Origin of the sequence: Bradyrhizobium lablabi (assembly GCF_001440475.1) — a bacterium.
GTDB lineage: Bacteria > Pseudomonadota > Alphaproteobacteria > Rhizobiales > Xanthobacteraceae > Bradyrhizobium > Bradyrhizobium lablabi.
The window spans coordinates 13,724-28,222 of record NZ_LLYB01000050.1; the positions used below are offsets into that span (position 1 = coordinate 13,724).

The 14,499-nt window shown below is 57.4% G+C and carries 4 protein-coding genes and 1 pseudogene; 4 read left to right on the forward strand and 1 reads right to left on the reverse strand.

The window, feature by feature from the left end; all coding sequences use genetic code 11:
* Positions 1–735: 735 nt before the first annotated feature.
* From CQ14_RS08370 to CQ14_RS08385, 4 genes and pseudogenes are all read left to right on the forward strand, one after another.
* Positions 736–7,203 carry a non-ribosomal peptide synthetase gene (locus tag CQ14_RS08370; protein WP_057857444.1) on the forward strand — a complete coding sequence of 2,156 codons (6,468 nt, stop codon included), beginning with the start codon at positions 736–738 and terminating at the stop codon, positions 7,201–7,203.
* Positions 7,196–8,617: an MATE family efflux transporter gene (locus tag CQ14_RS08375; protein ID WP_057857445.1), complete on the forward strand. Its 1,422-nt coding sequence runs from the start codon at positions 7,196–7,198 to the stop codon at positions 8,615–8,617. The genes CQ14_RS08370 and CQ14_RS08375 overlap by 8 nt, the downstream gene beginning before the upstream one ends.
* A 1,498-nt stretch (positions 8,618–10,115) precedes the next feature.
* Positions 10,116–10,553, forward strand: a pseudogene (locus tag CQ14_RS48170) (hypothetical protein); the annotation flags it as partial.
* Positions 10,554–11,170: 617 nt separating this feature from the next.
* Positions 11,171–12,499, forward strand: a complete 1,329-nt coding sequence (locus CQ14_RS08385) for an MFS transporter (RefSeq protein ID WP_057857446.1) — start codon at positions 11,171–11,173, stop codon at positions 12,497–12,499.
* A gap of 1,086 nt (positions 12,500–13,585) precedes the next feature.
* Here CQ14_RS08385 and CQ14_RS45920 read toward each other — a convergent pair.
* Complete coding sequence (locus tag CQ14_RS45920; protein ID WP_245320257.1) at positions 13,586–13,732, reverse strand: hypothetical protein; 147 nt, start codon at positions 13,730–13,732, stop codon at positions 13,586–13,588.
* Positions 13,733–14,499: the final 767 nt, after the last annotated feature.

Consider the following 14,499-nt stretch of genomic DNA (forward strand, 5'->3'; position numbering starts at 1 on the left):
GAGACTAAGCGAAGGCGCCATCCGCAATACAATTCCGGTTCGCAAAGCCGTATCGGTACACCCTTTCTGGTGGACTGGACGTCGCCTGCCGTTCACAGCAAACCTTTCTGAGCGCGTTTCGTTTGCGCCAAGGTGAACGACTGCGAACATCAACAGACCAAGGACCTGGCGGTGATGGTTCTGCACGCCCGCGCCTCGGCACGCCGCCCATAGCTATCTGATTATGGCCAAGAGCGCTAACACGCTTGAGCGCGCAACGACTGCCCTTCAGCGTCTATGCGAACAACGCCGGCCTCGTGGAAAACGGTAACACGTCCCTGTGTTGGCTCTTGCACAATCGATGTTACCGCTTGGTCACCGCGGGCGACCTGTAGCCCGGCGAGCGCCAAGTCCCCGCTTTCATGAGGAGCGCACCAAATGATTGTGCAGGCGCCTACAAATGAAAGAATTCACAAGCCGGAACGCGTCTCTGTGCGCGCTTGGTTGAGGGTGCCATGCAGACTATCTCGTGTCCACTACAAGATCTGGTAGATGCCAACGCCAACTTGAGACCCTAGCGTCCAGCCGTGTTCCCCTGCCCGATCATAGAGGAAAAGTGTGAACGAAGGACGCGAAGCTAAGAAGCAGGCAAACCGGCACACTATGACTGGCAGAACCAGGGTGGCTACGCATTACACACGCTCGATTGGTGTTCTGATTTAAGGGTCGCTGAAGGCGACGAATGGCGGGACGCGTATGCCTACGGAAAATCGATCAAGCAGAAATCAGCTTGTGGAACTGCAACCGATCGACGCGATCACCGCAATCGATCGCCTCGCTAGATCGGATCCGGAAAGGGTTGCGCTGAGGTACGGCGCAGACAAACTTACCTACAAAGCGCTGCGACTAAGATCGGATGCCCTCGCAAGGACGTTACGAGAGCGGGGCGCTCACGGCTTAGTCGTTGGCTATTGGGGTGAGCGGGACCTCGACTGGGCGACGGCGGTAGTCGCAATATTGAAAGCTGGATCAACGTACCTGCCGCTCGATCCATCGTTACCGGCTTCGCGAACATCATTCATGATCGAGCAGAGTCGCTGCGCGCTGATTATGGGCCCAGATCAGCTGGATTCGCTCAGCAAATTGCAGGCGAGCAGCAAAGGCACGACGCAATTCATAGCGATAGAGGCGGCGCTGCGCGAGGGCCAGACTTCGCCTGTTGTGCCACCATCGTGCGAGGATGGTCTCGCCTACATCCTGTTTACGTCGGGTTCGACGGGCCAGCCTAAGGGCACAATGATCGAGCGCGCAGCCCTAAACAATCATTTGGTGGCAAAGATTGATGCCCTAACCCTCACTCGGACGGATTGCATCGCGCAGACGGCATCGCACTGCTTTGACATCTCGCTGTGGCAGCTTCTGGCAGGGCTTTGCGTCGGAGCCTCGATCGCGATCATTGATGATGCGACACTGAAATCGCCAGTATCCCTTCTCAAAGCAATTCAAGGATACGGCGTGACGGTTGCTCAATTCGTTCCTTCGATGCTTGCAATATTTGTTGAATATCTGCAGTCGCTTGCGGGGGCTGAGCGAGCTCTGGACCGTTTGCGGATTATTTCAACGGTCGGAGAACCTCTAACACCCGGACTGGCGCGTGCTTGGCTGGCCTTATATCCCCGGGTCCCCATTCTCAACCACTACGGGCCGACCGAGTGCGCGGATGGCGTTACGCATCATCTGGTTTCCGCAGCGCCTGCACTGGCTGACTCTTATGTGCCGATCGGCAAACAGATTTCTAACCTTATGGTTTATGTCGCCGACGGAGCGAGGCTGTGCAACACGGGAGAGGTCGGCGAAATCTGTGTTAGCGGCGTCGGTCTGGCCGCTGGTTACGTCAATGATGATGTTCGCACCAAGGATGCCTTTGGGCCAAACCCGTTCTCAAACAACCCGTTGTTTCAGCGCCTATACAGGACAGGTGATCTCGGGCTTGTTCGCTCCGATGGCCTTTTGGAATGTCTTGGTCGACGGGACCGTCAGGTCAAAATCCGTGGGCACAGAATTGAGCTAGGAGAAATCGAGGCCCGCCTCGCCGCTCATCATTTGGTACGCGGCGCTGTCGCGGTTGCGTGCGTCTGCGCAGGCGTAAAGCTTATGGCGAGAGAGATAACCAGGGCCGAGGGAGACACTGGATCAAGACGCCTCATCGCGTATGTGTCAGCTCCGGCTGAAGTAACGGAAGGCGAGCTTCAGAACTTTCTTGCGGAAGCGCTTCCCACCTACATGCTCCCAGAAAGGATCATCCACCTCGCCAGCATTCCACTGACCAGAAACGGAAAGGTCGATTTTGGAGCATTGCCTGACCCGGACAGTGTTCGCCCTCTCTTGTCGACGCCATTCGAGGGGCCGAAAACAGAGCTCGAATCCCAGCTGTGTCAAATTTGGTGCGGCGTTCTGCGTATTGAGAACATTGGTGTGAATGACCAGTTCATGAGCCTCGGCGGAGACTCGCTCCGGGCGATGCTCATACTGGGCCAGTTGCAGACCAAGCTCGGAGTGAGAACGGATTTCAGGCTGGTCCTGAATGGAACGATCCGGTCTCTTGCGGCTTCGATCTCGGCCCGAGCCAACTCCAAACCGTTCACAGCCCCGACGCACGGAAAGCTTACGCGATCGCCTCTGACGCGAGTTCAGGAGCACCTATGGTTTCTCTCGCAGCTCGATCCGTCTGCCAGGAACTACATCATTCAAGGCGGACTGCGAATAAGGGGCATTATCGATCTGGCGGCGTTCGATTGCGCCTGGACCGATGTCGTTCACTCCCATCAGGCACTTTCGGCACGCTTTATCGACGAGGACGGTCCGGTTCAGCTTTTTGATGCTCCGCAAGACGCAAGTCTTGAATTGACTGATGCATCTCATCTCACGGCGCAGGAAGCTGAGAAGCTGATCGCAGAGTTACGGCAAACAGAGCTGAACGGCAGCTTTGATCTTAGCCACGGCCATCTGTTTCGCGCGCGCATGATCCGCTTTGGCCACGACAACCATCTCATACTGATCACCGCTCATGAAATTGTCATCGATGCCTGGTCGATCTCTGTTCTACTCAGGGACCTTCGCCAAAGGTACGTAGATGCCGCGGCTTTTTTGCCGGAAAACCGCACCTCACTCTCGACCTACGCGGTCTGGGAAACACGACACGTTACTGCAGAGGCGCTGGTCAACCAACGTAGCTATTGGCGTCGTCAGATTGGCAATGATCCGCCGGTGCTTTCGCTTGGAACGGGACTAGCGCGGCCGCAGACAAATTCTTACCGCGGCGCTTCGCATGCGGTTCTGCTTGGCAGCCAGCTCTCCAATCACGTACGCGAGTTTGCGCGCCGAAATAGGTGCACCACGTCGACAACGCTCCTCGCCTGCTTCAAGCTGCTGCTGCGGGCGTATAGCGGTCAGGACGATATTATCGTTGGCATGCCGCACGTCGTACGGGATCAACCTGGCAGCGCCGAAATTGTTGGCTTTTTCCTGAATATGCTGCCAATCCGCACCGCGATCGATGTCGGCGAGTCCTTTGCGGTTCATGCTTTGCGCATCCAGGGCCTGGTCAGCGATGCCATCGCGAATTCGGCCTATCCGTTCGGCTGGATGGTAAGGGATACCCGGCTATATCGCGAAGCGGGACAATCACCGATCTTCCAGGTCATGTTCAACATGTACTCCGAGGCCCCGGAGCCACTTGGCCAACATGAGTTGGATCTCACATTCCGCGAATATGAGACCGGCTATGTTAAATTCGATCTGACCTTGTATGCACAAGATCAGGGCGATGAAATTGCCCTCCAGCTCGCGTATGCGGAGGACATATTTTCCAGCGATCTGATTGTCCGCATGGCCGACAATCTGCGCTATCTGATTGCAGCCTGCGTTGAGAAGCCGCTTGCGCCCATTAAAGATCTGAGCTGCCTCAGCGCGTCGGACGTCACTATGCTGGACTCGCTGAATAGCTCGGCGCAGCCATACGAGACTGAATGTCCGCTTTTCGAAGCGTTCGAGCAAATCAGCGTCTTAAATCCCAGCCAGGTGGCATATTTTGGTGATTTCGGTGAGATCACATTCGACCAGCTGCGTGAGCGAGTAACAGCTATCAGGTCAGTACTGCGTGCTTCTGACGTGGAGGCTGGCGATATTGTCGCCATGCTGGTCGACCGGTCGCCTGACGTGGCCGCCGTTATTCTTGCGGCACGAGCCTTACAATCCATTGTTGTCGCTATATCGCCGGATTATCCGCGTGATCGGATCGAACATATCTTGCGAGATAGTCAGGCAAAGCTTTTGGTTCACGCAAACACCTCTGATCTTGGTTTTGACGTGCCGTCGATTTGTCTATTGACCCTTGAAGGGTGCGGCGCGCCCTTGCATGATTTTGAGTGCAGCGACAAACCATCAGATCAGGGAATTGCGAGCCTCATATACACCTCGTCCTCAACCGGGAAGGCGAAGGGGGTTCTTATACCGGAATCGGCAATTCTCAACCGACTGAACTGGATGTGGCGACGCTTTCCCTTCGATCGTACCGACGTGATGGTTGTCCAGAAGTCCGCATCACTTGTTGCGTCGGCATGGGAGTACTTTGGGGGGCTTCTGAGAGGTGTGCCCGCGCTGATCTTGACCCAAGAGCAGTTGCTGGACCCAGATTTGTTGTTGTGCACGTTGGCGAGACGTCGCGTGACACACTTATTTGCCTCGCCGCCACTCCTATCCGGCCTCATTGCTTCCCAAGAACGGCACGCGCGACCGACCGCCTTGCGGTTGGTCACAAGCAGCGCCGAACCGATGCCTCCCTCGCTCCCGGTTCGCTGGCGTGCGTATTTCCCGGACGTGCCGTTGTGGAACTTCTATGGTGCTACGGAATGTGCATCCAATGCAGCGGTCTATGAAACATCGCATGCCTACGACGGCTCGCCGCTCGTCCCCATTGGGCGCCCAATCGACAACGTCAAACTCTACGTGCTCGATGCACAGTTGAAGAGAGTCCCTGTCGGTGCCACGGGTGAACTCTGCATCGCGGGACGCTGCGTGAGCGCTGGGTACTGGCGGGATCAAGATCGGACCAACCGCTGTTTCGTGCCGAATCCGCATGATGACGGCCAATACAGCGTTCTTTATCGTAGTGGCGATATCGCACGCATCTCAACCAGCGGCCTTCTCGAGATTTGCGGCCGATCGGACAACCAGGTCAAAGTACGGGGCTTTCGCATCGAGCTGGAGGAGATCGAAACGGCCCTTGAGTCTCATCCGGCAATCGCAAAAGCGGCGGTCGTCGCAGAAGGCGCGGATGACCATCGTCGCTTGGCTGCTACCTTGGTTCCGGCTCGCGATGGTCTAAGCTCTGGAGATATTGTCACTCACCTGCGCCACATACTGCCGTCCTACATGATTCCCGCCGCCTTCCGTTTGGTTGATACTATCCCCCTTACGGCGAGCGGAAAGATAGATCGTGCTCGCCTGTCGTCATTTCCTTACCGCGAGGTCGGGCCTGTTCCATCTGCTGAGCCACGCACGAGGAAGGAGCGCATTCTTGCTGGAATCTGGCAAGATCTATTACGCGCCAAGTGGATCGGAATCGATCAGAGCTTCTTTGATATCGGCGGAGACTCTCTTCTAAGCGTGCGCTGCGTCACGCTGGCGCGCAAAGTCGGACTGAATCTTAGTGTCGACCAAATCTATCGAACACCGACCATCAGGGAATTGGCGGCAGACGGAGCGGCGGTTACACTCCATACCTTCACTTCCGCGGATGCCTCATTGCCAGTTATCCCGGCAATCGCATCTTGGAACCGTCTTGTCGGCTTCGATGAGCATTTCAACATCGGCGATCTGTTCTTCTTGCCCAGCGGCATTCTGAATATCCGAATCCTGGAGCGAGCCCTTGCCTGTGTCATGGATAGGCACGAAGGCCTCAGACTCCGTATTGCCCGAACCGACGATGGTCTACGTCTGACAATCGGACCTTCCGTGGCCGAACGCCTCGTGGAGGAGATCGATCTTGTCGGAATGACCGGCCTACAGCAGCGTAAAGCAATCGAGAGCGTCTCAGCAAGACGTCAACATATGTTTCGGTTTGACGGCCATACGCCTCTTGTTAATGTCACGGTGTTCCGCACATCGGAAAGCGGCGACTACTATCTGCTGGTCCTGATGCATCATTTTGTAGCGGACGGAATAGGCTATCGACTGTTTCTGGAAGCTTTGGATGCGGCGTACAACGCCCTTGCCTCAGGCCACACCGTGAGTGGTCCTGAGAACATAGAAATCCTCTCTCCATGGTTGAAGCGCCTTGAGCGCTACGCCAACAGCGAAGCGCCAGCCGAACTCAAATTCTGGGAGAGCATTGACTACCAACAGTTCAATTTTCACGTCAGCGACACTCCACCGGGCGGCGCGAGCTTTTCGAATCTGACCGCGAGAGAGCTTCACTCTGCACGCCTTGAAGGTCGCATCGAGGACGCCAAGTTCCGATCCCTTTGGGAAGATCAGGCAAAGTACCATTTTGAGATTGATAAAGAAGCGACATCTGATCTCCTCAACATCACGGCCGGATCGGCGCATTGTCAGGACTTTGATGTGTTTCTTGCTGCCCTATCTGGCGCCTTTGGACGCGTTTTTGGGAACTATTCGCTCTGGATTGATAGCCTTATCTCAACCCGAGGTCCGCTTTTTAACGATCTCGATCCATCTCAGATCATCGGCTTTATCAGCGAGCTCGTTCCGCTTCCCTTGAGTCTCACCGGAAGGGAGCCCCGTCTCGATCGTGCTCGTTCAATATACCGACAGCGTAATGTCCTGCCGCGCAGGGGAATAGGCTTTCGGGCCATGAAGTTCCTAAACCGAGATCCAGCCGTGCGGAGCCGGATCGATCGCCTGCCCCTACCCAAAATTGGATTGAATTATCGAGCGGGTTTGCAGCGCCATTTTCCACGCCGTCTCTTAGCCAACGAACCTTCTCCAATCTGGATCGGCAAGGACATGGATGAAGCGGCCGCGATTCACCTTTTCTGGTTCGATGTCGGATATCAAGTCGGGCATCTCCAGATCGAAACGAGGTATAATCCAGCCGAGGTTGGTTATGACGTGACCCGCAATCTTTGCACGGTGTTGCAACAGGAGCTGTTGCAGACGATCAGCGAATTCCGAAGAGCCCGGCACACTTTTATCCATGAATGAGCCGGACGCGGAATTCGCCGTGGAGAGCGAGAGCGATATCTTGCCAAATAAAAGGCAGCACATCGATCTCTCGGACTCCAATCTCGTGAGCCTTATCCTGCGGCTCGCCATTCCGTCTGTTGTTGGCTTATCGATCAACGCCTTACAGGAGGTCGTCAACGCAATCTTTGTTGGCGCACTTGGCGCGCAGGCGATCGCAGCTGTCAGCATGACCTTGCCCATCGTGGTCCTGCTCGTGGCAGTCGGACAGGGGATTGGTGTCGGAGCAGCGTCCTTCATATCTCGTCATCTTGGCGCCGGTGAGTACCTGGAGGCGAGTCGAGGCGCAAGTACCGCACTCGCGCTAGCCGTGCCGATTGGCCTCTTCTCTACCGTCGCTCTACTTCTAAATCTGCGAGGGATCTTCGTGACGCTCGGGGCCACTCCAACCATCATGCCCGCTGCGCTCGACTACGCGGCGACGCTTTTGTTCGGGTACACCCTGATGCTTCTAAACATCGTGAACGGCTTCATCGTCAGAGCCGAAGGCAATACACGATTCAGCATGTGGACGATGATTACCGCCTTCATACTCAATGCTGCGCTTGATCCTGTCTTTATATTCTTACTGGACCTCGGTGTGCGAGGCGCAGCCCTCGCAACGCTGGTATCTCAGATCGCTGGTATTAGCCTATATATAGCGTATTTTATGAAGCTTCGCGGAGTAGTCCTCATTAGGATATCTCACATCTCGTTGCGAGCAGATCGCATCAGACAGCTGGCTTTAATAGGGGCGCCGGCGACCATGACCAGTGTTCTATCTGCTATTGCTGTTATGCTTTTGTACGGGGCTGCTGCGCCATTCGGCGACGATTCCATCGCGGCGTTGGGAATAGCCGTGCGAATCTTGACGATCGGCGCACTGCCTATCACCGGCTTCTGTATAGGGTCTCAAGCTGTCCTGGGTTTCGGTTGGGGCGCGCGCGACTTTGCTCGTGTATTAAAGGCTGCGAAGTTCATACTCTCCATGACTGTGGCTCTTTCCGTTGCGTATTCTGCGGCCGTTGTGAGTCTTGCCAGGCCCTTGGTCAGCCTGTTCAGCGATAGCGAAAAGGTCACCGAAATTGCCGTCTCGGCCTGCATCGTCTTCCATCTCTTCTTTGGACTTTTCGGTATTCATAGTTTCGTGACGACAATGCTTCAGTCGTTCGGGAGAGCACGCCTCAGTGCGCTTGTGTCCTTGGCAAGGCACGGCATTCTCTTCATCCCGGCCGTACTGTTATTCCCGGCCATATGGGGCTTCAACGGACTGTTGGCCAGTCAGGCAATCACTGAACTGGGCGCCGGAATGATCGCGCTGTTCGTCATCGTTCACCAGTTCGCCGAGCTCAAACGAGCGCTCCGGGATGCTCAGTCTCGAAGACGGTTCTGGTGAAGACCTCGTCAAAATGCTTCTTATCGAGCTCGCGGACAGGTCATTCGGGCATAATCGAAGACATTGCTGTGAAAGGCCCAGAGCTCGTCTGCAAGCCGTTGCAGCGGCGGCGGCGCGTCCAGATGAGCAGCCGCGGCTGTTTGATCAGATCAGATGGTATCGCCGCAAATTGGGGATTACAACGGCTTGCAGCACCAAAATCCTATGGAATAGGCATCGGCCAACCGGCCTGCCACATCGGCCCCGCCGGCTCTGCGAGCGGGATCAAGCTCGAGGATCGATTTCCCTCAGCGACACCGAGCGTCGGATGCTGCACCAGCTTTCTCCAAGCGGGCAGCGAACTGCTCCTGCTCGGCGGCATCGTGGTGACATAGGTTGCGGAAGAAAGATGACCTTGTGCTCGAGTAGCACCCTTTAATCGCAGCAATCGTCGGGTCTGGGCAAATACGTACCGGTGGTGAAAACAGCGCATTAAACCGTTCATTAATCAAAGGAAACATCTCATCCGGGCAGACACAGCGTAGCCGCGAGCTTGTCCTGTTGTCGCGGATATACAACGAACGCAGGTCGCCAGATGCAATAAGACGTCTCGGACGCCGCCTTACGCACGCGACACCCGCGATCAGCGCATACACGTCAGGTGCCGGCGCCGGCAGTGAGCTTTCAGAAAGTTGTCCATTCGGCCCTAACCGAGGAAACTGACTGTCGTACTGTTTAGGTGGGGAGAGCCGAATGGATACTTGCAAGAATGCGCCTCCAACGCCGAAAAGGTCGAGAGGCAATGGTGCGGAGCGTGAGAAGTCGGCTCTTGCCCTTGGTGGCGGTACATGTGCTTGTCGGCACTCCTCTGAGTTACAAGACTCCTTTCAAGCGCAGCCATCTGGTTGCGCTGCGCCCAAACAAATCATCGATCGCCGATACCCGATCCGTGACGCCGAGCGCGATCGATGGCGTTGTCCGCGGGGTTTTACGGACGGGGCAAAGGTTGTAGTGGGCGACGTTCAGGCTCACGGTGCGCCGTAGTGATCCAGCTTTTGAGATGGTGAGTCGCTTATTGCTCATGCGGAGCGCAAGGTGCTCCACATAAGAGGCTGCAATCTGCTAACATATCGGCTGCATGGCCGGCTTCGTCGGTACCCGCAATGAGGTCTTGCTGATTGTTTTCTCCAACTGCGCCCTTCGTGCGGCCCTTTGTGAACCTGTCATAAGCATGGGCCTCGCGGCCGAGCCGATTCAATGGCCGCAGTCGGCTCGGATCGAAGGAGGCAGTGTCAAGCGTCGTCGCGAACGGCGTTTGTAATCAATTAGATCAAGGCTTTGCCGGTGGCGGGAGCGTTGAGGATGCCCCAGCGCTATGTCCCGTGGCCATGAGCAGCTAATTTGGATAAAGGGAGATCGTGGTCGATCTGGGCTCCCCGGTCATATCGACCAAATTCATTCACGCATCTGTTACGGACTCGGCCTATGGCTTCAACGCCGTCAGTGACCGAGGTTGATCATGAGCCATTTGTCAGACATGCTGCAAGCCTGCGGTGGGATGACTACCGTTACGATCACCAGAGCAGAACTAACCACACGCTGCATTTGATCAGCGCTTTCATCTTCCTCGGTTGATATGCGCTCTTGTTCAAGGACCCGGCGATGGCCGGCCTCATCGGCTGGTTTGCGATGCTGACGCGGCAGACCGGACATTTCTTCTTCGAGCCGAACGGCTACGATGACGTGAACAAAGTCAGCAACGAGTACAAGGAGGCGGTCAAGGTCGGCTACAACCAGACGCGCAAGATTTGTGCTCTTGATAATCTGGGGCCTGGCGCCGTTCGCACTGTACGTCTTCCCGCTGTTTGGCATGCTCGATCCGGCTGCCGGGAGGCTTGATTTCATCCGGCAAGTCGGCACGGTATCGCTCGTCATCGGCATCGGCCTCTTTCGGATGAGCGTCCCGAGCCGCTGCTCGCCAGACCGAATTGGCCGCCTGATGCCTACGGCGCCGCGGCGATGTCGATCGATTTCATGGTGCCGTCAACAATGCGAACTCCTATTGTCTTTTGATCGCACGAAGATCCTGCATTCTGCAGCGGATCAATCCCGACAAGGCGGCGGCCGCGCGCAACTAACAAGCAACGGAGCAAAAGCCGGGCCAAATCGCCTGATGCTCCGCCGGGCGCAACCAGCAGAACGCGCGCGGCGGCCCTTCGGTATGAAAAACAGGCACTACCTGTTCGGCGCTCGCCAATGTTGTCGCAAACGCGCCATTGCACGGGAGCACAACGGCGGAACCCACCCGACAAATTGCAGCGCGTTCCGTTATTCATCTTTGCTGGCGATTGCCGCGATCAGTTCAAGGTTTGAATGGGGCTGCAGCAGACAGGCATTTTTGTTGCACTCATCGCCCTGAGCTCGTCCTGGCCTGCGTCAGGCAGATGTGGAGCACCGGGGCGTTGGCCGGCCACCTCAAGCTAGACGACGTGTAGAGAAAATGGAATGCAACGCGCGCGGGCTGACTGGTCGAAATGTTCAGGCCAGCGATTGCACGCTTCAGACGGATCGAGGATGGCCAGGCAATTTACTCGCAAGAAGCTGGAGCCGGTCCCTATTCCGGCAGACGAACGCTTGACCGGCCGCGCCGTGTGGGGAGCAACCATCGGAAATATTCTCGAATTCTACGACTTCGGGACCTATAGCTTTTTCGCTATCCCGATCGGTCAGGCGTTCTTCCCGGCAAGTGACCCGTTCGCCAGCCTTATGCTCTCACTCGCAACGTTCGGCGCGGGTTTTGTGACTAGACCGATCGGGGCTATCCTGCTCGGCTCGTACTCGGATCGTCTCGGGCGTCGACCCGCGATGACCGCCAGCTTTGCAATGATGAGCGCCGCGATCCTTGTGTTGGCGGTTACGCCCTCGTACGAGACAATAGGAATTGCCGCTCCGTTGCTGGTCATTTTTGCACGTTTGGTGCAGGGCTTCGCGCTTGGCGGTGAGGTTGGTCCGACGACCGCCTATTTGATGGAAGCGGCCCCGGCCGAACGGCGCGGTCTTGCTGTCTCGTTTCAGCCTGCCAGCCAACAGATCGCTGCGACGGCCGGCGCGTTGGTGGGCGAAATACTCTCCCTCACCATGACAAGCGAGGCACTCAATGCGTACGGATGGCGGATCGCGCTTTTGCTCGGCGCCGCTACGCTGCCGTTCGGACTCTGGTTGCGGAGCGCCCTGCCCGAAACGTTGCACCGCCCCGAAGCACCGGTTTCCGGCATTCAGCCTGTAAGGAGATCGCTTGCCGCTCGCCGCATCATGAGCTTGGGATTCGTCATTTTGGCCAGTTGCACGATCATCACCTACGTTACGGGATATATGACCACCTATGCGCTGAACACCCTGCAAGTTTCCGCGCCTCTCGCCTTTGGCGCCACGCTCATCAGCAATTCGGTAGGAATTGCTGCCGCACTGCTGGGCGGCTGGCTCGCAGACCGCGCGGGCCGCCGGCACATCATGATATGGCCGCAGATCACTGCCTTGCTGATCACTTATCCGGTGTTCTTCTGGATCTCCGAGAGCCGCAGTGCCCTCGCACTTCTCGGAGGCCTCGGCGCGCTCACCCTGATCGGAACGATTCCGTATAGCGCCTTCTATGTGAGTATGGCAGAAGGTTTGCCCAAGAACATTCGTGGTGGCGCCTTCGCGATGATCTACGCTTTTGCAATAGCGATCTTCGGAGGCACCGCTCAACCACTCGTCACCTTGCTCATCCACCTGACCGGGAACGCGCTGGCGCCCGCCTGGTACATGCTTGTCGCTAGCGCAGCCGGGCTCTGTGCCATGCTCATGATGCCCGAGACCGCCCCGCCGAAAATTCAGAGCACGAACAAGCGAAGCCCATCATAGCGCTCGAGAATGTGATCAGGGGTCCCTTCCGGCTCATATCGCGCGCCCCCTCACGTCGTCCGGGAAGAATGTAGATCGCCGCCTTTTGGCCGCCATGGGTCGTCGAGAGCACCGAGGGGATCCAGGATCTCGTCGAGGTTATCGGCGCCGTCAGACTGTCGGGCGCCCGCAACGCCTAGCAGGACGCGATCGACCAATCTCCTGGCACCCACGAAGCGAGGATGGCCCGTTTGTCCGAGATGCCAAGACCGGGTCCGAGCCGCCGTCCCCAGGATGCCCGAACACGATCCCTCCGTGAGGTCGACGTCACCAAGGATCTTCGGTTAAACGTCTTGACGTCTGGTCGGTGGCTGGTTCAGTGACACGATCGTCAACGCGGCGATCAGAAATGCCAGCCCGCAGCTGACCACGGCAGCTAGCTAAAGCTCCGTTTCCGGGCGCACCTCGTGATTACCTTCCTGGCTGTTCCAACAGCTGTTCAACGAAAGACCTCGAGAGCATTCCCTACGGCGGCTGGCTCCCCAGGCCAGATGAGGTGACGCCCCGCAGTAGCAGGGCTTGACGGTTCACCTAGCCACGTTTCAGACGAGCGACCAACCTATGGTCGATCCTAAGCTCGATGATATCGTGGGCATCTGATACCCCTCAGCCGCTTCTTGGCCCCTCTGTCGCTATGGCTGGTGAATTCATAAGTGGCCCCCGCGACTCCTGCGGCATCGACCGCGAACGCGACGTACAACCCAAGTCCTTCGACCATTCTCGTTAAATGGATCTATCACCAGGAGGTTCCAATTCGCTTTGGATTTTCAAGGAACGATTGGTCCCAATGAACGTCTCGGAGCGACTGCTCGCCCAGATCGATGCGCAGATCCACAGTAGCTCGGCGCGGGCGAAGATCCAAAGGCCGTCCGACAGCGGATCGATAGATTCCACCTCGCCGGCCTCAGCGGCCAGCCGGAGCGTCTTCGGCGCGCTTTAGGATCTGTGCGGCGTTGCTGAGGTGAGCCAGGGCTCGATCCCGTCCTCGGCGGGCTTGAACACCGGGATGCGGTAGTGCGAACGGATTGATGTGACGCGCGCGGGGGTTCAGCGATTGCCGTTGCCCGTCTTGAGGCCGTTGCGGTTGAGCAGGCCGGCAATCAGATCGTCGCTGGCGATCAGCACCAGCTGACGCACGGCTTGCATCATATCGGCAGAGGTGCTGTTACGCTGTCCGCGCCGGCGGTTCGGCAAGCGCAACTCGCTGTGGGCGCCACCCACCCAGTGAACGATGAGAACGATCTCCGAGGCCGCGTCGTCGATCTCAGCGGCGACTCGTGGATCAAGGTGCGCCCGATGCGCTTCTTGACACGGGCATCGGTCGTCGGCGCTGACCAGACGGTTCGCAGGTTGGAAGCCAAGACGCCGAGCGAGGCCGGAGCAACGCCGGGAGCAGGTGTCCTCGCATTATGCGCGGCAAGCTTGCCCTCGACCTCCGGCACGTGGACAAGTGCCCTGTCCCCGGCAAGCTCGCCAGCCGGTTCGCTGGGTCCGCGGCATCGTATTGCCGGAAAGCGCGGCCGGCGGCATAGCGCGCCTCTTCGAGGCCGCGACTGAGAGCATCGCGCAGCACCTGATCACGTCGTTCTCCGGCTTCCTTCGGCCGCGTTGCTGCGGCGATAGCTCCTTGGCCGACAACGCCGAGTAGTGCCTCCTCGATTGCATCAACGCGAGCTCCAACCCGGCTAGCGAGCTGCCTGAGGCTCTCCCTGCTGCGCTCGAGTTTCTCGCCGTTGGCAAGTGATAGGTCGCGCGCCCCAAGAACCCAAGACGTAGCGCCGGGACAACTTTGCTCGCGACGGCTGTCATTCGAGCAAGCTTGCAGTCTGATATCCTCGCCATAAGCAGTCAGATGGATCCTTTTACTGATGGCAATCGGAGCCATCAATGGGCCAGCGTGCTAATAGCCGCTGACCTGCCACTGCGTATTTCCTCCAGAAGGAGTTAGAGTCCGGCCCGAA

Coding starts and splice junctions, on each gene's coding strand:
- CQ14_RS08385 (WP_057857446.1), top strand. CDS start 11,171: ATGGCCAGGCAATTTACTCGCAAGAAGCTGGAGCCGGTCCCTATTCCG.
- CQ14_RS08370 (WP_057857444.1), top strand. CDS start 736: ATGCCTACGGAAAATCGATCAAGCAGAAATCAGCTTGTGGAACTGCAA.
- CQ14_RS08375 (WP_057857445.1), top strand. CDS start 7,196: ATGAATGAGCCGGACGCGGAATTCGCCGTGGAGAGCGAGAGCGATATC.